Annotated in this window: 22 protein-coding genes; 11 read left to right on the top strand and 11 right to left on the bottom strand. The window is 73.3% G+C overall.

The features are described 5' to 3' along the window. Window positions 1-394 precede the first annotated feature (394 nt). Together ACIPW5_RS27240 and ACIPW5_RS27235 are read left to right on the top strand one after the other, a co-directional pair. Window positions 395-2,506, top strand: coding sequence for a discoidin domain-containing protein (locus tag ACIPW5_RS27240; RefSeq protein ID WP_401250027.1), 2,112 nt, complete (start codon window positions 395-397; stop codon window positions 2,504-2,506). 74 nt (window positions 2,507-2,580) lie between these two features. Further along, window positions 2,581-3,174 carry a TetR/AcrR family transcriptional regulator gene (locus ACIPW5_RS27235; protein ID WP_401250025.1) on the top strand — a complete coding sequence of 198 codons (594 nt, stop codon included), beginning with the start codon at window positions 2,581-2,583 and terminating at the stop codon, window positions 3,172-3,174. Window positions 3,175-3,178: 4 nt separating this feature from the next. Here ACIPW5_RS27235 and ACIPW5_RS27230 read toward each other — a convergent pair whose 3' ends face one another. Both ACIPW5_RS27230 and ACIPW5_RS27225 read right to left on the bottom strand, forming a co-directional pair. Then, window positions 3,179-4,579, bottom strand: coding sequence for an NADP-dependent succinic semialdehyde dehydrogenase (locus ACIPW5_RS27230; protein WP_401250022.1), 1,401 nt, complete (start codon window positions 4,577-4,579; stop codon window positions 3,179-3,181). An 85-nt stretch (window positions 4,580-4,664) separates the two neighbouring features. Then, window positions 4,665-5,450: a LysR substrate-binding domain-containing protein gene (locus ACIPW5_RS27225; RefSeq protein ID WP_401250019.1), complete on the bottom strand. Its 786-nt coding sequence runs from the start codon at window positions 5,448-5,450 to the stop codon at window positions 4,665-4,667. 58 nt (window positions 5,451-5,508) lie between these two features. On the opposite strand from ACIPW5_RS27225, the gene ACIPW5_RS27220 reads away from it, so the two are divergent. Beyond that, window positions 5,509-5,913, top strand: coding sequence for a DUF5997 family protein (locus tag ACIPW5_RS27220; RefSeq protein WP_007262759.1), 405 nt, complete (start codon window positions 5,509-5,511; stop codon window positions 5,911-5,913). A 237-nt stretch (window positions 5,914-6,150) separates the two neighbouring features. After that, window positions 6,151-7,074 carry an ion transporter gene (locus tag ACIPW5_RS27215; protein ID WP_401250015.1) on the top strand — a complete coding sequence of 308 codons (924 nt, stop codon included), beginning with the start codon at window positions 6,151-6,153 and terminating at the stop codon, window positions 7,072-7,074. A gap of 65 nt (window positions 7,075-7,139) precedes the next feature. On the opposite strand, the gene ACIPW5_RS27210 is transcribed toward ACIPW5_RS27215, so the two are convergent. The 6 genes from ACIPW5_RS27210 to ACIPW5_RS27185 form a co-directional block, all read right to left on the bottom strand. Next, entirely contained in the window at window positions 7,140-8,711 is a 1,572-nt protein-coding gene (locus ACIPW5_RS27210) for a hypothetical protein (protein ID WP_401250012.1), read from the bottom strand. A gap of 129 nt (window positions 8,712-8,840) precedes the next feature. Next, window positions 8,841-9,500: an ABC transporter ATP-binding protein gene (locus tag ACIPW5_RS27205; protein WP_401250010.1), complete on the bottom strand. Its 660-nt coding sequence runs from the start codon at window positions 9,498-9,500 to the stop codon at window positions 8,841-8,843. Next, window positions 9,493-10,377 (bottom strand): oligopeptide/dipeptide ABC transporter ATP-binding protein, encoded by an 885-nt coding sequence (locus tag ACIPW5_RS27200; RefSeq protein WP_401250165.1) that lies wholly within the window; start codon window positions 10,375-10,377, stop codon window positions 9,493-9,495. Before ACIPW5_RS27200 ends, ACIPW5_RS27205 begins: the two co-directional genes overlap by 8 nt. 65 nt (window positions 10,378-10,442) lie before the next feature. Continuing rightward, entirely contained in the window at window positions 10,443-11,309 is an 867-nt protein-coding gene (locus ACIPW5_RS27195; protein ID WP_401250007.1) for an ABC transporter permease, read from the bottom strand. Then, the gene (locus ACIPW5_RS27190) at window positions 11,302-12,267 is read right to left on the bottom strand and encodes an ABC transporter permease (protein WP_401250162.1); all 966 of its coding nucleotides are present in this window, start codon (window positions 12,265-12,267) and stop codon (window positions 11,302-11,304) included. Before ACIPW5_RS27190 ends, ACIPW5_RS27195 begins: the two co-directional genes overlap by 8 nt. Window positions 12,268-12,329: 62 nt before the next feature. Then, window positions 12,330-13,919, bottom strand: coding sequence for an ABC transporter substrate-binding protein (locus ACIPW5_RS27185; RefSeq protein WP_401250004.1), 1,590 nt, complete (start codon window positions 13,917-13,919; stop codon window positions 12,330-12,332). A 248-nt stretch (window positions 13,920-14,167) separates the two neighbouring features. On the opposite strand from ACIPW5_RS27185, the gene ACIPW5_RS27180 reads away from it, so the two are divergent. Both ACIPW5_RS27180 and ACIPW5_RS27175 read left to right on the top strand, forming a co-directional pair. After that, complete coding sequence (locus ACIPW5_RS27180) at window positions 14,168-15,136, top strand: fibronectin type III domain-containing protein (protein WP_401250002.1); 969 nt, start codon at window positions 14,168-14,170, stop codon at window positions 15,134-15,136. A gap of 85 nt (window positions 15,137-15,221) precedes the next feature. Beyond that, a complete protein-coding gene (locus ACIPW5_RS27175) occupies window positions 15,222-17,363 on the top strand; it encodes an ATP-binding protein (RefSeq protein ID WP_401249999.1) in 2,142 nt (713 codons plus the stop codon). Window positions 17,364-17,506: 143 nt separating this feature from the next. Here the strand turns inward: ACIPW5_RS27175 and ACIPW5_RS27170 are convergent, their stop codons facing one another. Further along, window positions 17,507-17,692 carry a DUF5999 family protein gene (locus ACIPW5_RS27170; protein WP_125815414.1) on the bottom strand — a complete coding sequence of 62 codons (186 nt, stop codon included), beginning with the start codon at window positions 17,690-17,692 and terminating at the stop codon, window positions 17,507-17,509. A 155-nt stretch (window positions 17,693-17,847) separates the two neighbouring features. Between ACIPW5_RS27170 and ACIPW5_RS27165 the strand changes: the two genes are divergently transcribed. Further along, on the top strand, window positions 17,848-18,270 hold the full coding sequence (locus ACIPW5_RS27165; RefSeq protein WP_401249996.1) for an SRPBCC family protein: 423 nt from the start codon (window positions 17,848-17,850) through the stop codon (window positions 18,268-18,270). 37 nt (window positions 18,271-18,307) lie between these two features. On the opposite strand, the gene ACIPW5_RS27160 is transcribed toward ACIPW5_RS27165, so the two are convergent. After that, entirely contained in the window at window positions 18,308-19,537 is a 1,230-nt protein-coding gene (locus ACIPW5_RS27160) for an acyl-CoA dehydrogenase family protein (RefSeq protein ID WP_401249994.1), read from the bottom strand. Between the two features lie 176 nt (window positions 19,538-19,713). Between ACIPW5_RS27160 and ACIPW5_RS27155 the strand changes: the two genes are divergently transcribed. Beyond that, window positions 19,714-20,358 carry a TetR family transcriptional regulator gene (locus ACIPW5_RS27155; protein ID WP_401249991.1) on the top strand — a complete coding sequence of 215 codons (645 nt, stop codon included), beginning with the start codon at window positions 19,714-19,716 and terminating at the stop codon, window positions 20,356-20,358. Between the two features lie 13 nt (window positions 20,359-20,371). Here ACIPW5_RS27155 and def read toward each other — a convergent pair whose 3' ends face one another. Beyond that, complete coding sequence (gene def / locus ACIPW5_RS27150; protein ID WP_401249988.1) at window positions 20,372-20,920, bottom strand: peptide deformylase; 549 nt, start codon at window positions 20,918-20,920, stop codon at window positions 20,372-20,374. A 121-nt stretch (window positions 20,921-21,041) separates the two neighbouring features. Here def and ACIPW5_RS27145 point away from each other — a divergent pair, with 121 nt between their 5' ends. The 3 genes from ACIPW5_RS27145 (at window position 21,042) to ACIPW5_RS27135 (ending at window position 24,266) form a co-directional block, all read left to right on the top strand. Continuing rightward, complete coding sequence (locus tag ACIPW5_RS27145; RefSeq protein WP_401249985.1) at window positions 21,042-22,280, top strand: MurT ligase domain-containing protein; 1,239 nt, start codon at window positions 21,042-21,044, stop codon at window positions 22,278-22,280. A 26-nt stretch (window positions 22,281-22,306) separates the two neighbouring features. After that, the gene (locus tag ACIPW5_RS27140; protein ID WP_401249982.1) at window positions 22,307-23,035 is read left to right on the top strand and encodes a type 1 glutamine amidotransferase; all 729 of its coding nucleotides are present in this window, start codon (window positions 22,307-22,309) and stop codon (window positions 23,033-23,035) included. Between the two features lie 205 nt (window positions 23,036-23,240). Continuing rightward, the gene (locus ACIPW5_RS27135; protein WP_401249979.1) at window positions 23,241-24,266 is read left to right on the top strand and encodes a 6-phosphofructokinase; all 1,026 of its coding nucleotides are present in this window, start codon (window positions 23,241-23,243) and stop codon (window positions 24,264-24,266) included. Window positions 24,267-24,335 lie beyond the last annotated feature (69 nt).

Genomic DNA, 24,335 nt, shown 5'->3' with positions numbered 1-24,335 from the left:
CCTATGATCCACTCCGACCGGTACCGTCCGGATCCGGCCAGGGCCCCACCAGGTCCGTCCTGCGGTCAACTCCCTTCGTCGAGGCCCTCGTCGGCCGGGTCCTCGGGCACGTCGCTGCTCGATCCGGCCGAAGCCGAGGGCCGTCGCGGCGTGGGCCGGCAGGCCCTCGGCGCGCGCCGCAGGGGGAGGCGTCGCATGCGGGGCAGGCCAGGAGGCCGCTGCCGCACCCCTGAACATTTCCCGCCACCGTCCGGTCATCATCCGATCAGGTCATCCGTCCCGGACCCTTGACTCCTTTCGAGCCAGTCGGGATTCTCGTCCCACCTTTGTGCGGGGCATGACAATTCATGCCCGGATCCGACCGCGCCGCATCCGACGACCGAAGACATGAGTGATGACCTTGACCCCTCACCCGCCCCCACGGCCGTACCGCGGCGCCGCGCGCCGACGGCGCCGCCGTCTGGCGCTCCTGACACCGCTCGTCGCCGCGCTGGCCCTGCTGCTCGGCCCCGCGCCCCTGTCCTCCGCCGACCCGGGCACCACGGCCGACGCCGGCTGGTGGAACCCCACCGCGCGGCCCCAGCCCGACTCCGCGATCAACGTCACCGGCGAGCCCTTCAAGGGCACCGACGCCCAGGGCAAGGTGCGCGGGTTCGTCGACGCGCACGACCACCTGATGTCCAACGAGGGCTTCGGCGGCCGTCTGATCTGCGGCAAGCCCTTCTCCGAGATGGGCGTCGCGGACGCCCTCAAGGACTGTCCCGAGCACTACCCCGACGGGACCCTCGCCGTCTTCGACTTCATCACCAAGGGCGGTGACGGCAAGCACGACCCCAACGGCTGGCCCACCTTCAAGGACTGGCCCGCCCACGACTCGCTGACCCACCAGCAGAACTACTACGCCTGGGTCGAGCGCGCCTGGCGCGGCGGGCAGCGCGTCCTCGTCAACGACCTCGTCACCAACGGGGTGATCTGCTCGGTCTACTTCTTCAAGGACCGCGGCTGCGACGAGATGACCGCCATCCGCCTGGAGGCGCAGAAGACGTACGACATGCAGGCCTTCGTCGACAAGATGTACGGCGGCCCCGGCAAGGGCTGGTTCCGCATCGTCACCGACTCCGACCAGGCCCGCGAGGTGATCAAGCAGGGGAAGCTGGCCGTCGTCATGGGGGTCGAGACCTCAGAGCCGTTCGGCTGCAAGCAGATCCTCGACATCGCCCAGTGCGGCAAGGCCGACATCGACCGGGGCCTCGACGAGCTGCACAAGCTGGGTGTGCGCAGCATGTTCCTCTGCCACAAGTTCGACAACGCCCTGTGCGGGGTCCGCTTCGACGAGGGCGCCCTCGGCACCGCGATCAACGTCGGCCAGTTCCTGTCGACCGGCACCTTCTGGCAGACCGAGCAGTGCACCGGCCCGCAGAAGGACAACCCGATCGGCCTCGCGGCGGCTCCGGCGGCCCAGAAGGAGCTCCCGGCCGGGGTCGCGGTCCCCGCGTACTCCTCCGACGCCCGCTGCAACAAGCGCGGCCTCACCGAACTCGGCGAGTACGCCGTCCGCGGCATGATGAAGCGCGGGATGATGCTCGAGGTCGACCACATGAGCGTCAAGGCCGCGGGCCGCGCCTTCGACATCCTGGAGTCCGAGTCGTACCCGGGCGTCATCTCCTCGCACAGCTGGATGGACCTGGGCTGGACCGAGCGGCTCTACAAGCTGGGCGGTTTCGCGGCCCAGTACATGAGCGGCTCCGAGGCCTTCAGCGCGGAGGCCAGGCGCACGGACGCCCTGCGCGACAAGTACAAGGTCGGCTACGGCTACGGCACCGACATGAACGGCGTCGGCGGCTGGCCCGGCCCCCGGGGCGCGAACACCCCGAACCCGGTGAAGTACCCCTTCACCAGCACCGACGGCGGCTCCGTCATCGACCGGCAGACCACCGGGCAGCGCACCTGGGACCTCAACACCGACGGCGCCTCGCACTACGGCCTGGTCCCGGACTGGATCGAGGACATCCGGCTGACCGGCGGCCAGGACGTGGTGGACGACCTGTTCAAGGGCGCCGAGTCCTACCTCGGCACCTGGGGGGCCTCCGAGCGGCACCGGTCCGGGGTGAACCTCGCCGCCGGATCCTCCGCCTCGGCCTCGACGTCCGAGTGGTGGAACCCCTTCGTCGACTACTCCCCCGGCCGGGCCGTGGACGGCGACTCCGGCTCCCGCTGGGCCAGCGAGTGGAACGACGCCCAGTGGCTGCGCATCGACCTCGGCTCCGCGCACCGGATCGGGCGCGTCACCCTCGACTGGGAGCGGGCGTACGGGAAGGCGTACCGGCTGGAGACCTCCACGGACGGGACGAACTGGCAGACGGTCTGGTCCACCTCCGACAGCGACGGGGGCCTCGACACGGCCCGGTTCTCCGGAGTGACGGCCCGGTACCTGCGCGTCCAGGGGGTCCAGCGGGCCACCCAGTGGGGGTACTCCCTGCACGAGGTCGGCGTCTACAGCAGCTGACACCACCGGCGGGGCCGGCCGGACACCCGGCCGGCCCCGTCGCCGTACCAGGCAGCCCCACCCCGAGGAGTTCCATGCCCCGCATGCCGTCGGCCGAGCGGCGCGCCCAGCTGACCGAGGCGGCGATCCGCGCGATGACCCGTGACGGCGTCGCCCGGACCACGACCCGCTCGATCGCCGCCGAGGCCGGCGTGTCCCTGAGCGTCTTCCACTACTGCTTCGAGTCCAAGCAGGAGCTGCTGGAATCCGTCCTGGACGCGATCACCGCGCACTACATCACCGTGGTGAAGGAGGCGATCCGGCCGAAACCCACCCTCCGCGAGACCGTCCGGGCGGGCTTCCGGGCGTACTGGGACCACGTCGGCGCCCAGCCCGGCGAGCACATGCTCACCTACGAGCTCACCCAGTACGCCCTGCGCCGGCCCGGCTTCGAGCACCTGGCCCGCCGCCAGTACGAGCTGTACTGCCAGACGTACGAGGAGCTGATCGGGCAGCTGTGCCGGGACATGGGGCTCGTCCCGAAGGTCCCGGCCCCCGTGCTGGCCCGGTACCTGGCGGCCATGACCGACGGGCTGACGCTGAGCGCGCTGGTCCTCGGCGACGAGGAGGCCGCCGGGGCGGTCCTCGACATGATCACCGAGCACGTGCTGGGGCTGATGGAGGGCTGAGCGCTCAGCCCTGCTCCGCGGCCTGCCAGACGGTGGTGATGTTGCAGAACTCGCGGATGCCGTGCCCGGACAGTTCCCGCCCGTACCCGGACCGCTTGACCCCGCCGAAGGGCAGGGCCGGGTGGGAGGCGGTCATCCCGTTGACGAAGATGCCGCCGGCGTCGAGCTCGGCGACGAAGCGCTCCAGGTCGGATTCCTCCCGGGTCCAGACGTTGGAGCTGAGTCCGAAGGGCGTGTGGTTGGCCCGCTCCACCGCCTCGTCCAGGCCGTCCACCCGGTAGAGGGTGGCGACCGGGCCGAAGGTCTCCTCCAGGTCGATGCGCATCCGCGGGGTGACGTCGGCGAGCACCGTGGGCTCGTAGAACCAGCCGTCCGGGCGGCCGGGCGGGCGGCGGCCGCCGCACAGGACGGTGGCCCCGTGGCGCACGGCGTCGTCGACCAGCTCCTCCACGTCGGCGCGGCCGCTCTCGGTGGCCAGCGGGCCGACGTCGGTGGACTCCTCCATGGGGTCGCCGACGGTCAGCGCCCGCATGCCCTCCGTGAACAGGCGGGCGAACTCCTCGTAGACGTCGGTGTGGACGATGAACCGCTTGGCGGCGATGCAGGACTGGCCGTTGTTCTGCACCCGTGCGGTCACCGCGGTCCGCGCCGCGCGGGCGACGTCCGCCGAGGGCATCACGATGTACGGGTCGCTGCCGCCCAGCTCCAGGACGGTCTTCTTGACCTCGTCGCCGGCGACGGAGGCCACCGCGCGCCCGGCGGGCTCGCTGCCCGTGAGGGTGGCCGCCGCCACCCGGGGGTCGCGCAGGATGCCCTCGACGGGGCCCGAGCCGATCAGCAGGGTCTGGAAGCAGCCCTGCGGGAAGCCCGCCCGGTGGAAGAGGTCGCCGAGGTACAGGGCCGTCTGGGGGACGTTCGACGAGTGCTTGAGCAGACCCACGTTGCCGGCCATGAGGGCGGGGGCGGCGAAGCGCACGACCTGCCAGAGCGGGAAGTTCCACGGCATGACGGCCAGCACCACGCCCAGGGGCCGGTAGCGGACCCGGACGGCCTGGGCGCCCGCGTCGCGGACGTCGGCGTCGGCGGGGTGCTCGTCCGCGAGGAGGGACTCGGCACGGGCCGCGTACCAGCGCATCGCCTTGACGCACTTGGCGGCCTCCGCGCGGGCCGCCGCGAGCGGTTTGCCCATCTCGACGGTCATGGTGCGGGCGATGTCCTCCGCCTCCGCCTCCAGCAGGTCCGCCGCACCGTTCAGCAGTGCGGAGCGCTCGGCGAAGGAGGTGCGCCGGTACGAGGCGGCCGTGTGGGCGGCCAGGGCCAGGCAGCGCTCGATGCCGGCGGCGTCGAGGGCGTCGAAGGAGAGCAGCGTCTGGCCCGTGGTGGGGTTGACGGTGGCGATGGGCATGGTCGGACCTTCCTGCGAGGGAGCCGCCCCTCCGACCCTGCCCGCCCGGACCCGCCCCCGCAACGCGGGGACAGGCCGTCGTCCGTCAGCGGCGGCCGCGGGGCTTGCCGCCCCGCTTGGCGGCGGGCTTGCCGCCCGACCGTGCGGCGGGCTTGGCTCCGCCGCCCTTCGCCCCGCCCTTGGCGCCGCCCGCCTTGGCGCCCGTCTTGCCGCCTGCGGCCCCGGCGGCCTTGCGCTGCTTGGGCTGCGGCGGGGTGGGCGGCCGGCCCCGGGTGCTGTTCACGGTCCGTCCGCGGACGATCCCGATGAACTCCTCCACCAGGTCGGTGGTCTTCTCCTCGGGCCAGGACAGTGCGATCCGCGAGGCGGGGGCGTCGGACACCGTCCGGTAGGTGAGGTCCTTGCGGTGGTGCAGTCGGGCGAGGGACTGCGGGACGACGAGCACGCCGATGCCCGCCGCGACCAGCTCGATCGCGTCCGCCGTGGTCGCGGGCCGCTCGAAGGCGGGGCGTCCGGGCAGGGTCTCCCAGGCGAGGACGTCGTCGAGGGGGTGCAGCACGATCTCGTCGGCCAGGTCCTCGGTGGCGACCTCCTCGACCGCGGCCACGACGTGGTCCTTCGGGACCACCACGACGGTCGTCTCGGTGTAGAGGGGGATCGCGCTGAGGTCCGCGCCGTCCACGGGCATCCGTACGAAGCCGGCATCGGCGTCGCCGGTGCGCAGCGCGCCGAACGCCTCGGCGGCGGGCACGCCGACGAGGGTCAGCGGGACGTCGGGCAGCCGCTCGTTCCAGATCCGCACCCACTTCGTGGGCGTCACTCCCGGGACATAGGCGAGCCGGAACGAAGGGGGTGTATCCGAGCCTGTCACCCCGCAAGGTTACCGGGCGTGGTCGGAGGTAGTGCACACGCTCGATACCCTTGACCCCATGACGTCGCACCAGAGCACCCAGACGATGAAGCCCGCGACCGCGGCGAAGAAGCTGGGTGTGTACCTCGAGGCCACCCCCGCAGAGTTCCAGGAGGGCGTGGTCTCGCGCGCCGAGCTGAACGCACTCCAGGCCGAGCCGCCGGCCTGGCTGGTGGAGCTGCGGCGCAACGGCCCGCACCCGCGTCCGGTGGTCGCCTCCAAGCTGGGCGTCTCCATCGCCGGCCTGGCGCGCGGCGGGGTCACCGAGGCGCTCACCACCGAGCAGATCGAGGCGATCAAGCAGGAGAACCCGGAGTGGCTGCAGAAGGAGCGCTCCACCCAGGCCGAGGTCCGCAAGGAAGCGGTCCGGATCAAGGAGAAGCAGGCGCAGGACGCGGCCCGGCGCGCCGGGAAGCAGGACTGAGCCCCGCCCCCGCGGCACACCGACGGCCGGGCCGGGACCCTTCGGGGTTCCGGCCCGGCCGTTCGCCGTCCGGGCGCGCCCGGAACGGTCCGTTTCGTGCGAGCACGTGAAACCCGTTCGGCCGTAAGTCGTTGGCAGGACGTACGGACCGGCGCGTACGCCCCCGCCCCGCGCCGGTCCGTGCGACGACGCCGACCACGGCCCCCGGGCCGCACGAGCACGAGTACGAGGGACACGATGACGGACCCCACGCCGGCCGGCTCCGGCCGGAGGAGACTTGCCGCCCGCTGCCGCAGCATCACCGAGGCCCCGCCGTTCGGGATGGGCGTGTTCGCCGTCATCCTGCTCAACGCGGCCCTGATGGGGCTGGAGACCTACAGCGGACTGGCCGCCGAGTACCGTCAGGCGCTCCAGACGGCGGAGCAGTCCTGCCTCACCCTCTTCACGGTGGAGATGCTGCTGCGGCTGGGCGCCCACGCCGACCGGCCGAAAGCATTCTTCCGGGACCCCTGGAACATCTTCGACCTGCTGATCGTCACCTCTGCCTTCCTGCCCTTCCTGCGCGAGAACACCACCGTGCTGCGGCTGCTGCGCCTCGCCCGCGTGCTGCGCACCGCCCGCTTCCTGCCCCACCTGCGGATCCTGCTGCTGGCGGTCGGGCGCAGCCTGCCGGGCACCGCCAGCTTCCTCTTCATCGGCGCGCTGGTGGTGTACGTGTACGCCATGGTCGGCTGGGTCTGCTTCGCCTCCTCCGACCCGCAGCACTACGGCTCGATCGGGCGGGCCGCGCTCACCCTGTTCCTGCTGACCACTCTGGACGGGCTGACCGACGCGGTCCGGGCGGGGCTGGAGATCTCCCGGTTCAGCATCGTCTACTACGCCTCGTACGCCCTGCTCGCCTCCTTCGTCCTGGTGAACGTCCTGATCGGGGTCGTGCTCAACTCCCTGGACGAGGCGCGGGAGATGGAGGAGGCGGACGCGCGGGCCCGGGAGCGGGCGGCGAACGCGATGGACCCGGCGGACGAGGTCCGGGACCGGATCGCGGCGGCCCGGCTGGCGCTGGACGACCTGGAGGCGAGCCTGGACCTGGCCAGGGCCGTACCGTCGCCCGGCGCGGAGGCGGGGCTCCTGGCGGACCGGCGGCTCGAAGCCGCCAGGTAGCGGACGGCGGCCGGAGCGGTGAGCCCCCGCCCGGGGTGCGGGCGGGGGCTCGTACGCGGGCGGGGTCAGCCGCCGTCGCGGACCGCGACGATGCCGTTGAACACGCCGACGTACGCCGTGCCGTCGGGGCCGAGGGTGATCGGCGCCCAGTTGTTGTCGTACAGCGGGCCGGTGCCGGTCAGCTGCCGCCAGCGGCGCTCACCGGTGCGGAAGTCGACCGCGGTGAGGTACCAGGAGTCGATGCCCCAGAAGTTGGGCTCCTTCTCGTAGAAGTAGAGCAGCCCGTTCGCGGTGGAGAGCTTGGGGACCACGGAGGGAGCGCGGATCGCGCTCTCCCACACCGTGTCGCAGCCGCTGCCGTCGGGGCGGACGTCGATGCGGCTGACGCCGCCGACGACGGACTTGCCCAGGAGCAGCGAGGTCGGGTTCTCGTACCCGTAGTTGTTCTCGACGATGATGCTGTTGCCCCAGGTGATCAGGGAGTTGTCGGTGGTCGAGGCGCCGGATCCGAAGACGGGGACCTTGCACACCAGCCGCTGACCGGCGGGGACGTCGGTGCCCCGGCGGTAGACGAGGACGTTCATGCGGTCGTCGGCGTTGTCGGTGATGGCGACGTAGCCGTTGCCGAAGAGGTCCGGGGTGGTGCCCGAACCCTGGTTCACGGAGCCGGGCTTGGTCCCGGTCCCGCGGTCGTAGGTCTGGCGCCACTGCACCTCGGGGGTGCCGTCGGCCCGGGTGCGGAAGCTGTAGAGGGCGTGGTCGGTGACGATGGAGACCCCGTCCTCGGCGACGGAGAAGGAGTTCTGGATCTCCTCCCCCTCCAGCCGGACGGACCGGATCTGCCCGTTCGCCGGGTCCACGGTGCCCACCCGGCCCTGGCGGGTGACCCACCAGATGCGGCCGTTCCAGTCGGGCATGACCGAGGTGACGGGGTCGCAGGTGCCGCTGGGCCACAGGTTGGTCCAGCTGACGCAGTCGTGGGGTACCTGGCCGGTGAGGTCCCAGTCGTTGTCGACGGTGAACTTCCAGCTCCCGTCGGGGTTCTGGGAGTGGGCCAGGCGCAGGATGTGCTGGCGCGAGTCGGCGAGCACGGCCCGGTCCTGGTCGTCCAGGTAGAAGTAGGCGCCGCCCGAGGTGTCCTTGAAGATCTTCGAGAAGTCGAGCGAGGTGATCGCCTCGACCGTGGAAGAGCGCTGCGGGAGCTGGTGTTCCGCGAGCGTGGCGAGCGTGCGGGGCTCCAGGAGCTTGACCTTGAAACCGGTGAAGGTGCCGCAGACGGTGACGAGGCGGCCGCCGGCGTCGAAGGTGGCGGTGGCGCACTCGCCGCCGAGGGCGGCGATCTTCTCGCTGGTGACCCGGGGGTTCTTCCCCAGGGGGCCGGACCACGGCGAGGTGGCGCTGCCCGCCGCGTCCGAGTGCATGCCGCTGCGGCCGTTGGGCGCGAGGAAGGGGTGCTGCGGCGGGGCCTCGCCCGGCAGCGGGGCGGCGGTCGCCGGGGCGCCGTCGTAGTGGCTGACCAGGCGGTGGCCGGGGGCCTTGGGGATCTCCTCGGCGTGGGCGGCCGGGGCGATCCCGCCGAGCACCGTCAGGGCGGCGATGGCGGGGACCACAGCGCAGTTCAGCGCTCTTCGGAACATCCGGTCATCCTCCTTGCTCCTCAGTGTTGTTGACATTGCGTCTGACATCGCGCCGCCGCCAGACGCTAGATCGCACTGCCCGAGGAGTCCATGGAGGAGCCGGATGATTCACGAAGGCGCAACAGTCGGTCAACCGTCCGCGATGTCGCTCCAGTGGGAGGTCCGGTCGCACCACCTGCCCAGGAGCACCGGATCGTGTCCGACGGCCAGCAGTCCGGCTCCGGTCTCCCTCCGGTACTCCTCGACCACCCCGACCAGGGCCGCCGTGGTGGAGGCGTCGAGCATCGCGGTCATCTCGTCGCAGACCAGCCAGCGCGGCCGCAGCACCAGCGCCCGGGCCAGGCAGGCGCGCTGGAGCTGGCCGTCGCTGACCTCGTGGGGGCGCCGGGCGAGGAGGTCCGCGCCGAGGCCGACCCGGTCGGCCAGAGCGGCGACGGCCCCTTCCGCCTCTCTGCGCCGGCCCGTGGCGCGGAGCGGTTCCGCGACGAGGTCGTACAGCCTGAGGCGGGGGTCGGCGGAGAGGCGGGGCTGCTGGAAGACGACGCCGACCGCGGTGCGCAGGGAGCGCGGGGCCCGGTGCCGGAAGCCCTGCACCGGGCGGCCGTCGAGGGTCACCGTCCCCCGGTCGGGCCGGTGCAGCAGGGCGGCGACCCGGGCCAGGGTGGACTTGCCGCAGCCGCTGGGGCCGAGCAGCCCGAGGGCCTCGCCGGGGTGCAGGGCGAGGTGCGCGTTCCGTACGACGGGGTCCCGGCGGCCGTAGCCTGCGGTGATGCCCTGGAGCTCAAGCACGGTGGCAGGCCACCCCTTCGGTCAGCGGGGGCCGCGCGGCCCGGCAGGCGGCGTCGGCCAGGGCGCAGCGGGCGGCGAAGGCGCAGCCGGGCGGCAGGTCGCCGAGCTCGGGCGGGGCGCCGGGGATGGGGGTGAAGGCCCGTTCGGGGAGGGCGTCGAGGAGGCCCCGGGCGTAGGGGTGGCGGGGGCCGGGCCGGCCGAAGAAGGTGTCGGCGGGGGCGGTTTCCACGATCCGGCCCGCGTACATGACGGCGACGGTGTCGGCGATGCGCCGGGCGGCCGCGAGGTCGTGGGTGATCATCAGCAGGGCGCGGCCGGCGTCGCGGGTGTGGGCGCGCAGTTCGTCGACGGTGCGTTCCACGAGGTCCCGGTCGAGGCCGGTGGTGGGTTCGTCGGCGAGGAGCAGGGGCGCGTCCCCGATGAGCGCGAGGGCGGTGGCGGCGCGCTGGGCGAGGCCGCCGGAGAGCTGGTGGGGGTGGTGGTCGAGGTGGCTCGCGGGGAACGCGGCCCGGGCGGCCGCGGCTTCGGCGGCGGCGCGGGGGGCGCGGGTGCCGGTGAGCTCGCGGACGGTCTCCTCCAGGTGGGAGCGGACGGTGCGGACGGGGGTGAGGTGCGCGGCCGGGCTCTGCGGGACGAGGCCGACGCGGCGGCCGCGCACCGTGCGGGCCAGGGTCTCCTCGTCGGCGGCGAGCAGGTCGAGGCCGTCGCCGAGGCGGGCGGATCCGGCGGTCTCGGCGTTGCCGGGGAGCAGGCCGAGCAGGGCGGAGGCGAGGACGGACTTGCCGCAGCCGCTCTCGCCGACGAGGGCGAGGCATTCGCCGGGGCCGAGGCGGAACGCGGCGTCGGTGACGGCCTCGACGTACCGTCCGCCGCGCATCCGGAAGCGGACGGAGAGCCCCTCGACGCGCAGGACGTCCCCGGGCGGGGGTGCGGGGTGCGGGGTCACAGGCTCAGCTCCGAGCGGCGGCGGGGGTTCAGGCGGTCGCGCCAGGCGCCCGCGAGGCCGGCGACGGCCAGGGTGGGCAGGATCAGCAGCAGGCCGGGAAAGAGGGTGGGCCACCAGTCCCCGGCGAGCAGGGAGCCGCGGCCGGTCTGCACGAGGGTGCCGAGGCTGGCCTGGTGGGCGGGCAGTCCGAGGCCGAGGAAGGACAGGGCGGACTCGTGCCACATGGCGTGCGGGATCATCAGCACGGCCGCCAGTCCGGCCTGCGGCAGCACCCCCGGGACCAGGTGGCGTACGGTGACCCGCCACCGGGAGGCGCCGCCGGAGACGGCCGCGTCCACGTAGGGGCGGCCGCGCAGCGAGAGGACCTCGGCGCGCACGATGCGGGCGGTGGAGAGCCAGTGGGTGACCGCCACGGACACCACGACCGGCCAGAGGCCCGGCCGGAACAGGGCCACGACGAAGACGCCGAGCAGCAGGTGCGGGACGGCGGAGAGGGCGTCGACGGCCCGCATGACGAGCCGGTCGGTGCGGCCGCCGAGGGCTCCGGCGGCGGCGCCGACGGCGGTGCCGAGGACGGTGGCGACGAGGGCCGCGACCACGCCGACCAGCAGGGAGACGCGCAGTCCGTAGACGCAGCGCAGCAGCAGGTCGCGGCCCAGGTCGTCGGTGCCGAAGGGGTGCTGCCAGGAGGGCGGGAGCAGTTTCGCGGAGAGGTCCACGGCCTGCTGGTCGAGCCGGACCAGCGGGGGTACCAGCAGGACGGCGAGGACGAGGAGGGCGGCGACGGCGGCCGCGGTGCGCACGCGCAGGGCGCGGGTGGACCGTCGGTCCGGGCCGTGCCGGCGCCAGGCGGTGTCAGCCATCGAAGCCCACCCTCGGGTCGGCGAGTCCGTACAGCAGGTCGGACAGCAGGTTGCCGGCGAGCACGGCGGCGGTGGCCAGGACGGTGAGCGCGGCGAGCAGCGGGAAGTCCACCGAGGTGGCGGCGGTGACGGTGGCGGCGGCGATGCCGGGCCAGCTGAAGACGGTCTCGACCAGCAGGGCGCCGGTGATGAGTTCCGGGACCCGGGAGCCGACGAGGGTGAGCACGGGCAGGGTTCCGGAGCGCAGGGCGTGCCCGAGCAGGACCCGCCGATCGGACAGGCCCCGCGCGCGGGCCCCGCGTACGGGGTCCTCGTCGAGGGCGTCGGCCACGCCCTGGCGTACGTAGAGGTAGAACCAGGGCAGTTGGGAGAGGCCGAGGACCAGTGCGGGCAGCACCAGGTGGGAGGCGACCCCGGCGAGGGTGACGGTGTCGTCGGCGGCGTCGGTGAGCCCGCCGGAGGGCAGTGCGCCGAGCCGTACGGAGAAGAACCAGACGGCGAGCAGCCCGAGCCAGAACGGGGGCGCCGCCTCCAGGGTGTACGCGAGGCCGGTCGCGGCCCGGTCCAGGGGCCCGCCCCGGCGGCGGGCGGCGAGCACCCCGAGCAGGGTGCCCAGCAGGACGGCGACGGCGAACGCGGATGCGGCGAGCAGCGCGGACCAGCCGACGCGTTCGGCGATGACGTCGGCGACGGGCTGGCGCATCACGGCGGAGTCGCCGAGGTCGCCGGTGAGTGCGGAGGCGAGCCAGTCCCACCACTGGGCGGGGAAGGGCCGGTCCACGCCGAGGTTGGCGCGGAGCTGGTCGAGTTCGGCCTGGGAGGCGGTGAGTCCGGCGGTGCCGGCGTAGGCCTTGACGGGGTCGAAGGGGGACAGCGCGGCGACGGCGAAGACGCCGAAGGTGACGGCGAGGAGGACGGGGACGGCGGACAGGGTCCGCCGTCCCGCCATGCGTGCCATCGGCCCCCAGGGCCGGCTGCCGGGCCGGCGGCCCTCGCCGCCGGCCGGGCGGGGGCGGAGGGTCACTTCTGCTTGGGCTTCCAGGTCTCGACGTTCCACCAGGGGCCGGCGCCGAGGCCGTGGTCGTGCGGCTCGACCTGGGTGGAGGGGCCCTCCCACTTGTCGTTCACCACGTAGAGGTGGTCGATGTGGGTGAGGAACACGTAGCCGGGGTTCTGGACGAGTTCGCGCTGCACGGTGTCGTACGCGGCCTTGCGGGCGGCCGGGTCGCCGCTGGTGCGACCGTCGGCCAGGGCCCGGTCGACGGCCGGGTTGGCGTACTGGGCCATGTTGTTGAAGCCGTCGCCCGCGAGGGAGGAGGTCAGCAGCTGGTACTGGTCGAAGTCGGGGTCGGCCGGGGAGCCGCCGCCGGCGAGGACGGCGTCGGTCTTCATCCGGGGTTCGATGACCTCCCAGGTCCCGGCCTCGGTCTTGACCTCGATGCCGGCCTTCTTCGCGTCGGAGGCGAAGGCCAGCGCGTGGTCCTGGCGGATCTTGTCGCCGGAGAGGTACCAGAGCGGGAAGGAGGCGCGGACCCCGTCCTTGGCGCGGATGCCGTCCTCGCCGGGCTTCCAGCCGGCCTCGTCGAGGATCTGCCCGGCGCGCTGGAGGTCGTACGGGCGCTCCGTGCCGGGGGTGAACCAGCGGCTGTCGGTGGGCACGGGCCCGTAGGCGGCCTTGCCCGCGTCGTCGAGGAGCTTGTCGACCATGGCCTGCCGGTCCACGGCGATGTCCAGGGCCCGGCGCACGGCCGCGTCGCCGGTGACGGGGTGGTGCGTCGGGAGGGTCACGTTGCGGTAGTCGAAGGTCTTGGCGGCGAAGGTCTTGCGCGCCTTGTCCTGGGCGAAGCCCCGGGCGAGGTTCGGCGGCAGGATGGCCGCGTCCAGCTCCCCGGCGCGCAGCCGGGTCGCGCGGACGTCGTCGTCCTTGACGACGGCCATGGTGAACTTCTTCACGGCGGGCTCGCCGCCCCAGTAGTCCGGGTTGGCCCTGAAGCTGATCTTCTCGCCCTTGGACCAGCCGGTGAGCAGGTAGGGGCCGGTGCCGACGGGCTTCGTGGTGAACTCGCCGCTGTTGACGTCCTGCCGGCCCGCGACGTGCTCGGGGGCGATGGGCAGGACGGTCCGTTCGGCGAACGGGGCGTAGGGGTACTTGAGGGTGAACACGACCCGGTCGGCGCCCTGGGCCGTGACGCTCTCGACGGCGTCCAGCTCGGTCTTGGAGGCGTTGTTGGTCTTCGGGTCGAGGATGGTCCGGTAGGTGAACTCGACGTCCTTGGCGGTGAAGGGCTCCCCGTCGCTGAACTTCACGCCCTTGCGCAGCGTGTAGGTGTAGGTGCGGCCGTCCGCGGAGACCTCCGGCAGGGCCTGGGCCAGCGCGGGCTTCAGCTTCATGTCCGCGTCGTGGGTGAGCAGACCGTCGAAGATCTTGGAGTTGCCGTCCTTGCCGTAGCCGAGCAGGGGGCTGAGGCTCTCGGGCTCGGTCGCGATGCCGACCACCGCGGAGTCCGCCGGCGATGCCGCCCCGGACGGGTTGGAGCAGGCCGCCAGGCCCGTGATGAGTGCGGTGGCGAGCGTCGCGCCGGCCGCTCCCCGTACTGTCCGGGCCGTCATGCTGTGCACATCCCTGTTCAAAATCATCCGTTATTGCAAAGAGATGGCAATACTGCCAGACGAGAGCAGATGAAGACGAACCGCCCCAGACCGGCGCCCGGGGCCGCGGCCGTCCGCCCGGGGGTCTTGTGGGCCCGCCCCGCCCGTGCCATATATGTCTAGACCAATCAAGGGCACGGCGCGGAACCGCCCCGACCGACGACGGCGGCGGCGGACCGGCGGCGGACCCGTGGCGGAAGGGACGACCCGTGAGAGGCACCACCTCCCCGCGCCGCGCCGGGGCGGCGGCGCTCGCCCTCGGCCTGGCCGCCGCCCTGGCCGCGTGCGGCGCGGACGGCGACACCCGGCCCCCGCGGACCCCCGCCGGGCTCACCGCACAGGCGGGCAGCGCCACCTCGGTCCATGTGATGTGGCAGGCGGCCGACACCGCCGACGGGGTCAGCGGCTACCAGGTCTTCCAGGGCGGGCAGCTGGTCCGGGAGCTCCCCGCCGACAGGACCATGACCGACATCACCGGCCTCACCGCGCAGACCTCCTACACCTTCGCCGTCCGCGCCAAGGACGCCGCCGGGAACCGCTCCGCGCTCAGCGCCCCGGCCCAGGTGACCACCCCGGCCGCCAAGGCGGAGGACCGGCAGCCCCCCACCGCCCCGCCCGCCGCCACCGGCCGCGCCGAGGGCCCCCACGCGGCCCGGCTGAGCTGGGACGCGGCGGCCGACGACACCGCCGTGACCGCGTACGACGTCTACCAGGGCGGGGTCCGCGTCCACACCGCCCCCGGCACCGACGGGTCCACCACCGTCACCGGGCTCCAGCCCGGCACCGCCTACGTGTTCACCGTCCGCGCCCGCGACGGCTCCGACAACTCCTCGCCGGACGGCCCGCCGGTGGCGGTGACCACCCCAGCCGACCCGGGCCGGTCCCCGGCCACGGCCCCCGGATCGTTCACCGCGGCCGCCTCCCCCGGCGCGGTGGACCTGACCTGGACCGCGCCGGAGACCGGCCGGGCGACGAGCGAGTACCAGCTCTACGTCAACGACCGGCCCGTCACCGTCGTCCAGTTCGGCGCCGGGGCCGTGCCCGAGGGCCGCGCCTCCTACCGGCTCACCACCACCGAGCCGGCCGGGACGGCCTGGACGCTGAAACTGCGCGCCCGGCTGCCCGACGGCAACTGGGGCGCCTTCTCCGAGGAACGGCGGATCCTGCTGGCCGGCTGACCCCGCCCGGCCCGGCCGGGGCCGGCCCGGCCCGAACAGGCCCGAACGGCAGGCCCCGTGAAAGAAGATCGCGCACAATACATCCGTGTTCGGTGAGTACTCGGTCAACCACAATCAGACAGACTCCGCGTGCGGGGACCCCGCGCCGGACCCGCGCGCCACCCCGGCGCACCTGCCGGGCAACCTGCCTCCGGAAGCAGTCGGCTTCATCGGCCGCGACGACGAACTGGACACCCTCGACGGCCTGCTGGGCCGGCGAAGACTGGTCACCCTGACCGGGGTGGGCGGCGTCGGCAAGACCCGGCTCGCCCTGCGCGCCGCCACCCGCCACAGCCGGGCCCCGCGGCCGGGCGGCCCCCGCCCCGGCCGCGCCTGGCCCGACGGGGTCTGGTGGGTGGAGCTCTCCCCGCTGCGCGACCCCGCACTGCTCACGACCACCGTCGCGCACGCCATCGGCCTGGCCGACCACTCCGTGCACCGCCTCGACGAGGAACTGTGCGCGTGGATGGCCGACAAGGCCCTGCTGCTCGTCCTCGACACCTGCGAGCACATGGTCTCCGAAGTCCGCCACCTGGCGGGCGAACTGCTCCAGTCCGCACCCGGCCTGACCGTGCTGACCACCTCCCGGGAGCGGCTCGACTCGCCCGGCGAGACCGTGGTCGAAGTCCGCCCGCTCCCCTGCGAGGGTCCCGACAGCGAGGCGCTGGCCCTCTTCCGCGCCAGCGCCCTCGCCGCGAGCCCGGGCGCCTCGGCCGTCTTCGCCGACCCCGCACGGTCCCGGACCGCCGCCGAGGTGTGCCGCCGGCTGGACGGCATCCCGCTCGCCCTGGAGCTGGCCGGCGCCCGGCTGCGGCTGTGGAGCCTGGAGCAGATGGCCCAGCGCCTCGGGGCGCGCTTCGAGGTGCTCTCCGGCCCCCGCGCCGTGCTCCCGCCCCGGCACCAGACCATGCGGACCGCGATCGGCTGGAGCCACGAGCTGTGCGAGCCGGTGGAGCGGCTGCTGTGGGCCCGGCTCTCGGTGTTCAGCGGGGACTTCGACGTCGCCGCCGCCCGCGCCGTGTGCGCCGGCGGGCCGTTGCCGGCCGCGCGGGTGGAGCGGGTGCTGGAGGGGCTGGTCGCGAAGTCCGTCGTCCGGCGCTCCCGGGAGCGCGGGGCCGGGTCCCGCTACCGGATGCTCGACACCATCCGGGAGTTCGGCCACGACTGGCTCGCGGAACTGGGCGAGGTGCGGACCGTCGCCGACCGGCACGCCCACTGGTACGCCGCGCTCTGCGGGGCCGCCGACCGGGGCTGGCTGGGGCCCGGCCAGCTGGACTGGTACCGCAGGATGAGCGCCGAGCACGCGCAGCTGCGCACCGCCCTGGAGCACCTGCTCGGCACGGACCCCTCGGCGGCCCTGGAGATGGCCGGGGCCCTGTGGTTCTTCTGGTTCTCGTGCGGGCACGTCCACGAGGGCCGGGGCTTCCTGGAGCGGGCCCTGCGCGGGGCCCCGGAGCCGGGGGCCGCCCGGGTCCAGGCGCAGTGGGCGCTCGGGCTGACCATGCTGCTCCAGGGGGACATGGACGCCGCCCAGGTGACGGGCGCCGAGTGCGTCCTGGGTGCGTCGCTGCTCGCCGACCCGGAGCGGCGGCTGCGCGCCGCCTACCTGCGGGGGGTGTCGGTCCTGATGCCGGGCGACCCGGTGCAGGCGCTCGCGCTGGCGGGGCCCCGGGCGCGGGCGGCCCACGAGGGGCGGCCGGAGGGGCCGGGCTGGCTGCTGTGCCGGCTGGCCACGGCGTACGCCCTGTGCGACCTCGGGCGCTTCGAGGACGCCGCCGAGGAGGCGCAGGGGCTGCGCGAGGCGTGTGCGGAGCTGGGCGAGCGCTGGCTGCGGGCGTACGCGGACTACGTGCTGGCCGTCGCGGCACTGGGGCTCGGCCAGTACGGCGAAGCCTCACGGCACGTACGGGCCATGCTGTCCGGGAAGCGGCTGCTGGGCGACCGGTTCGGCATCGCGCTGGGCCTGGACCTGCTCGCGGCCGCGGTCGCGGCCCTCGGCGACGGGGAGCTGGCGGCGCGGCTGCTCGGCACCGGGCACGCCTGGTGGCGCACGGTGGGCCGGCCCCAGATGGGCTCGCCCTCGCTGACGGCCCTGCGGGACCAGGGCGAACGGCAGGCCAGGGCGGCGATCGGCGACGCGGCGTACGAGACCGCGTTCCGCGGTGGCGCAGCGGCACCCACCGGCTGAGTCGCAGCCGGTGGGCCGCTTAATCCCTGGGCTCCCGTCAGTACGGGAGGGGTCTGCCCGACGGTGTGCGCAGGTCCAGGTCTCGGGGGGCGGGCTTGGGGACGGGCTTGCGGATCAGCTGCTGGCGCATGCTGCCTCCTCGCTCAGACCAGCGCCGGGCGACGGGGTTCCACCGTCCGGCCTTCGGGGAGCAGTTCACCGGTGTCGTCGAAGATGACCACCCCGTTGCAGAGCAGGCTCCAGCCCTGTTCGGGATGGGAGGCCACGACGCGCGCGGCCTCGTGGTCGGCGCTGTCGGCGGGCGGGCAGGGGGGCTGGTGGGAGCACATGGCGCACCTCCTCGCAGTGTGGGGCGGGAGGGCCGGTGGTCACCCGGTCGAACCCACGATCCACGGTGGCGGTGAGTATTACTGATCGCCACCCTCCGACGGAAGCCGTATTCGACGTCCAGTTCAGGGTGTGTATGCCCGCTTACCATGCGCTCATGCCCGTTATCCGGATCATTCACAGCACGTCCCTCCCGCCGGCCGAGGTGTGGAAGCGGCTGACGGACTGGGAACGCCACGGCGCGCAGGTGCCGCTGACCCGGACGATCATCGAGACGGAGCCTCCGACGCGTGCCGGAACGCGCTTCACCGCGCGCACCGGAGTGGGAAGCATCACGTTCGACGACCCCATGGAGGTCGTCGTCTGGGAGCCCCCGCACCTGGTCCGCCTGGAGAAGCGCGGAAGGACGGTGACGGGGTGGGCGGAGATCGAGCTCCGCCCGGCCCCCGCCGGGGGCACGGAGGTCCACTGGCGCGAGGACCTGCGCCTGCGCCCCCTCCCCCGCGCCCTGGACCCCCTCGTGGCCCGCGCGGGCCACCACCTCTTCACCCGGGCCCTGGTCCGCCTCCTGCGCCCCTAGGGGGTGTCCGGCGGGTCAGGGGCCGGGGAGGCCGCGGCTAGCGGATCGGCATGCCCGACAGGGTGCGGGCGATGACCAGGCGCTGGATCTCGCTGGTCCCCTCGAAGATCGTGTAGATGGCGGCGTCGCGGTGCATCCGCTCGACCGGGTACTCCCGGGTGAAGCCGTTCCCTCCCAGGATCTGGACCGCCTGGGCGGTGACCTTCTTGGCCACCTCGCTCGCGTAGAGCTTCGACATCGAGCCCTCCGCCGAGGTGAACGGCTTGCCCGCGACCGCCATCCAGGACGCCCGCCACACCAGCAGCCGGGCCGCGTCGATCTGCGTGCGCATGTCCGCGAGCTGGAAGGCCACCCCCTGGTTGTCGATGATCGGGCGGCCGAACTGGGTGCGGGTCTTCGCGTAGTCGAGGGCGACCTCGTACGCCGCGCGTGCCGTGCCGACGGCCATGGCGCCCACCGCGGGACGGGAGGCCTCGAAGGTGGCCATCGCGGCGTTCTTCACCCGCTCCCCGCCGCCCGCCGCCGCCCGCTCGCGGGCCCGCGCGAGCCGCTCGTCGAGCTTCTCCTTGCCGCCGAGCAGGCAGGAGCCGGGGATCCGTACGTCCTCCAGGACCACCTCGGCGGTGTGCGAGGCGCGGATGCCGTGCTTCTTGAACTTCTGGCCCTGGGACAGCCCGGGGGTGTTCGGCGGCACGATGAAGGAGGCGTGGCCCTTGGTGCCGAGCTCCGGGTCGACGACGGCGACGACGATGTGCACGTTGGCGATGCCGCCGTTGGTGGCCCAGGTCTTGGTGCCGTTCAGCACCCACTCGTCCTTGGCCTGGTCGTAGACGGCCCGGGTGCGCATCGCGCCGACGTCGGAGCCGGCATCCGGCTCGGAGGAGCAGAAGGCGGCGACCTTGACGTCGTCCGGGGTCCCGTACATCTGCGGGATCCAGGTGCCGATCTGCTCCTCGGTGCCGTTGGCGACGACCCCGATGGCCGCGAGGCCGGTGCCGACGATGGAGAGGGCGATGCCGGCGTCGCCCCAGAAGAGCTCCTCCATGGCCATGGGGATGCCGAGGCCGGTCGGGTCGAAGAACTGCTGGGCGTAGAAGTCCAGCGAGTAGATGCCGACCTTGGCCGCCTCCTGGATGACGGGCCACGGAGTCTCTTCGCGCTCGTCCCATTCGGCGGCGGCGGGCCTGATCACGTCGGCGGCGAAGCCGTGGATCCAGTCCCGGACCTGCTTCTGGTCGTCGTTGAGCTCCATGGTGAACTCCGCCATGTCCCCTCCAGCTGTCTCACACGGTTACCGTTACTGCCGGTAACCCTCACCGTGGCCACAGTCTGTTACCGGCGGGTAAGCACTGTCAAGCGCCGCCGATTCGGTGACGGGGGTACGCGGGGTGTTACGTTGCGTGGGCGTCACGCACATCGCAAGGGCGGGGAGAGAAACACGTCATGGAGACCAGTCAGCAGCCGGGCGAGCCGGGAGCGGGAGAACGCCGCCGGCGCGAGCTGCTCGAAGCGGCGGACCGCGTCGTACTCAGGGACGGCCCCAAGGCCTCCATGAACGCCATCGCGGCCGAGGCCGGCATCACCAAGCCGATCCTCTACCGGCACTTCGGCGACAAGGCGGGCCTCTACCAGGCCCTCGCCGTGCGCCACACCGACGCCCTGCTCGACTCCCTGCGGGCCGCGCTCGACGCCCCGGCCGAACGCCGCAAGCGGGTGGAGTCCACCCTGGACACCTACCTCGCCGCCATCGAGGCCCGCCCGCAGGTCTACCGGTTCCTGATGCACCCCGCCGAGGACTCGCAGAGCAGCGAGCGCGGCTTCGACGTGGGCCTGCACTCCGCCCCGCTGCTGCGCCGCCTCGGCGAGGAGCTGGCGGAGGTGGTCGGGGAACGGGTCGACCTCGGCCCCGGCGGCGAGCAGCTCGCCCGGATCTGGGGCCACGGCATCGTCGGCATGATGCACGCGGCCGGCGACTGGTGGCTCGGCGAGCGCCCCTGCGGGCGGGAGGCGCTGGTGACGGGCCTCACCGACCTGCTCTGGGGCCGCCTGGCCACCGCCGGCAACCGCGAGGACGGCCCCGGCTTCTGACCGGCGCCCCGGCTCAGGCCCGGGTCCCGCCCCACGGGGCCTTGGCGATGGCCCGGCGCAGCCGGCGGGCGCGCAGGCCGGTCACCCGGTCCGCGTAGACCGTGCCGTCGAGGTGGTCGCACTCGTGCTGGAGGCACCGGGCGAAGAACCCGGTGCCCTCGATCCGCACCGGCTCCCCGCCGGAGGTGACCCCCTCGACGACCGCGCGGTCGAAGCGGGCCGTGCCCGCCTCCAGGCCGGGCAGCGACAGACAGCCCTCGGGGCCGGTGAACTCGTCCCCGTCCGCCTCGGCCAGGCGGGGATTGACGACGTGTCCCACATGGCGGACGTCCTCGTCGTCGGGGCAGTCGTAGACGAAGACCCGCAGCCCGGTCCCGATCTGGTTCGCGGCCAGCCCGACGCCCTGGGCGGCGTACATCGTGGCGAACATGTCCTCGATGAGCCGGTCGAGTTCGGGGCCGAAGTCGGTGACCTCGGCGCAGGGGGTGTGCAGCACCGGTTCGCCCAGCAGGGTCATCGGGCGTACGGAACCGGTGGTACCGGGGAGGGGACGCTGTCGCATGGCGGTAAGGGTACGACGGGCGAATATATGAGTAGATCCGCGGCGACCTGGGGCGCCGCGGTCAAGGCCGCGGCCGGTACTGGATAGGCTGGGGCGACCGACGCTAGGAGGACAAGGGACGATGGCAGGCAACACGGAGCCGCTTTCGCCGCGGGCCAAGCTGGCCGTGACGGCGGGCAAGGCCGCGGCGGCGGTGTCGCGGGCCGCGGGACGCGGAAGCGGATCGGTGATCGGAGGCAAGGTCGCACTCAGGCTGGACCCCGATCTTCTCGGCGCGCTGGCGCAGCATCTCGATGTCGTCCTCGTCTCCGCGACGAACGGCAAGACCACGACGACCCGCCTGATCGCGGAGGCCCTGCGGGCCAGCGGTCCGGTCGTGTCCAACGCGCTGGGCGCGAACATGCCGGCCGGCATCACCTCGGCCCTGGCCGGCGGATCGGACGCCAAGTACGGCGTCATCGAGGTGGACGAGAAGTACCTGGCCGGGGTGGCCCGGGACGTCACCCCCAAGGTGATCGCCCTGCTGAACCTCTCCCGCGACCAGCTGGACCGCGCGGCGGAGACCCGCATGCTCGCCGAGAAGTGGCGCGAGGGGCTCCAGGGTTCCAAGGCGGTCATCGTCGCGAACTGCGACGACCCGCTGATCGTGTGGTCGGCTTCCTCGTCGCAGAACGTGGTCTGGGTCGCGGCCGGCCAGGAGTGGAAGGACGACGCCTGGTCGTGCCCCTCCTGCGGTGGCGTCATGCAGCGCCCGGGCGACGACTGGTTCTGCGGCGAGTGCGGCTTCCGCCGCCCGGCCCCGAGCTGGGTGCTCTCCGGCGACCACGTGCTCGACCCGCACGGCAGCGCCTGGCCGATCCACCTCCAGCTGCCCGGCCGCGCGAACAAGGCCAACGCCGCCACCTCGGCCGCCGTGGCCGCCGTGTTCGGCGTGCCGCCGCAGGTCGCGCTGGAGCGCATGTACCAGGTCCAGGCCGTCGCCGGCCGCTACGACGTGGTCAGCTTCATGAACCGCGAGCTGCGGCTGCTGCTCGCGAAGAACCCGGCGGGCTGGCTCGAAACGTTTTCGCTGATCGACGGACCGCCGGCGCCGGTGGTCCTCGCGGTCAACGCCCGCGGTGCCGACGGCACCGACACCTCGTGGCTGTGGGACGTGGACTACCCGCGCCTCGCCGGGCACCCGATCTTCGTGATCGGCGACCGCAAGCTCGACCTCGCGGTCCGCCTGGAGGTCGCGGGCCTGGACTTCCGCGTCTGCGAGACCCTCGACGAGGCCGTCCAGCTGGCGCCGCCCGGGCAGATCGAGCTCATCGCCAACTACACGGCCTTCCAGGACGTGCGCCGCCGCGTCGGCAACTAGTACCCAGACCTTCGAAGGACAAGAGCATGAGCGACAACAGCCTGCGTCTGGTGTGGGTCTACCCCGACCTGCTCAGCACGTACGGAGACCAGGGCAACTGCCTGGTGGTGGAGCGCCGGGCGCGCCAGCGCGGCCTGGACGTGCAGCGCGTGGACGTGCGCAGCGACCAGCCCATCCCGACCTCCGGCGACATCTACCTGATCGGCGGCGGCGAGGACCGGCCGCAGCGGCTGGCCGCCGAGCGGCTGGTGCGCGACGGCGGCCTGGAGCGCGCCGTCTCGAACGGGGCGATCGTCTTCTCCGTCTGCGCCGGGTACCAGATCCTCGGCAACGAGTTCGTCAACGACATGGGCGAGCGCCAGCCGGGCCTGGGCCTGCTGGACGTGGTGACCGTGCGCGGCGAGGGCGAGCGGTGCGTCGGTGACGTCATCGCGGACATCGACCCGCGCCTGGGCCTGCCCCAGCTGACGGGCTTCGAGAACCACCAGGGCGTCACGCACCTGGGCCCGTCGGCGCGGCCGTTCGCCCGGGTGACGATGGGCCGCGGCAACGGCACCGGCGACGGCACCGAGGGCGCGTACAGCGACACCGTCTTCGGCACGTACATGCACGGCCCCGTGATGGCCCGCAACCCGCTCATCGCGGACCACCTGCTGAAGCTGGCCCTCGACGTGAACGCGCTGCCGGCCATAGACGACCGCTGGTACGACGCCCTGCGCGCGGAGCGCATGGCGGCGGCCACGCAGTCCGCGTAGGGCGCACCGCCGCCCTTCCCGCACGGCCACCGGCCCGGACCCCTCGGGGTCCGGGCCGGTGTGCGTTCGTACGATCTTCTGTTTGTTCCGACCATCCTGTGGAGGATGGTTCAGTCCAGTGGGAAACCGCTTGTAGGGTGACGGGTAGTTCCAACCGGACGACGTGGTCCGGTCGTCGGCCCACGTTGCAAAGGTTCCTCCTGCCATGCGCATTGGTGTGCTCACTTCCGGCGGCGACTGCCCCGGCCTCAACGCCGTCATCCGCTCCGTCGTGCACCGCGCCGTCGTCGACCACGGCGACGAGGTCATCGGCTTCCACGACGGCTGGCGCGGCCTGCTGGAGTGCGACTACCGCAAGCTCGACCTGGACTCCGTGGCCGGCATCCTGGCCCGCGGCGGCACCATCCTCGGCTCCTCCCGGGTCCAGCCCGCGCACCTGCGCGACGGCGTCGAGCGGGCCCGCGGGCACGTCGCGGACCTCGGTCTGGACGCCATCATCCCGATCGGCGGCGAGGGCACCCTGAAGGCGGCCAACCTGCTCGCCCAGGGCGGCCTGCCGATCGTCGGCGTGCCGAAGACCATCGACAACGACATCGCCTCCACCGACGTCACCTTCGGCTTCGACACCGCCGTCGGGGTGGCCACGGAGGCGCTGGACCGGCTGAAGACCACCGCCGAGTCGCACCAGCGCGTGATGGTCGTGGAGGTCATGGGCCGCCACACCGGCTGGATCGCCCTGCACTCGGGCATGGCGGCCGGCGCGCACGCCATCGTCGTCCCGGAGCGCCCCTTCGACATCGAGGAGCTGACGGCGATCGTCGGCGAGCGCTTCTCGGCGGGCAAGCGGTTCGCGATCGTCGTGGTCGCCGAGGGCGCCAAGCCGCTCCCGGGCACGATGGAGTACCAGGCGGGCGGCAAGGACCAGTACGGCCACGAGCGCTTCGCGGGCATCGGCAACATCCTGGCCGTGGAGCTGGAGCGCCGCCTGGGCAAGGAGGCCCGTCCGGTCATCCTGGGCCACGTCCAGCGCGGCGGCACGCCCACCGCGTACGACCGGGTGCTGGCCACCCGCTTCGGCTGGCACGCGGTGGAGGCGGCGCACCGGGGCGAGTTCGGGATGCTGACGGCCCTGCGCGGTACGGACATCGTGATGGTCCCCCTCGCCGAGGCGACGTCCACCCTCAAGACGGTCCCGGCGGACCGCTACGACGAGGCGCAGAACGTTCTGTGATGTTTCCCCCCTTCTGAGACCGCCCCCGGACGCGATCGCGTCCGGGGGCGGCACTACTGTGGTGGGGCG

Source organism: Streptomyces sp. NPDC090077 (assembly GCF_044747545.1).
Taxonomy (GTDB): Bacteria; Actinomycetota; Actinomycetes; order Streptomycetales; family Streptomycetaceae; genus Streptomyces.
This window is presented reverse-complemented; position numbering and strand designations above follow the sequence as displayed.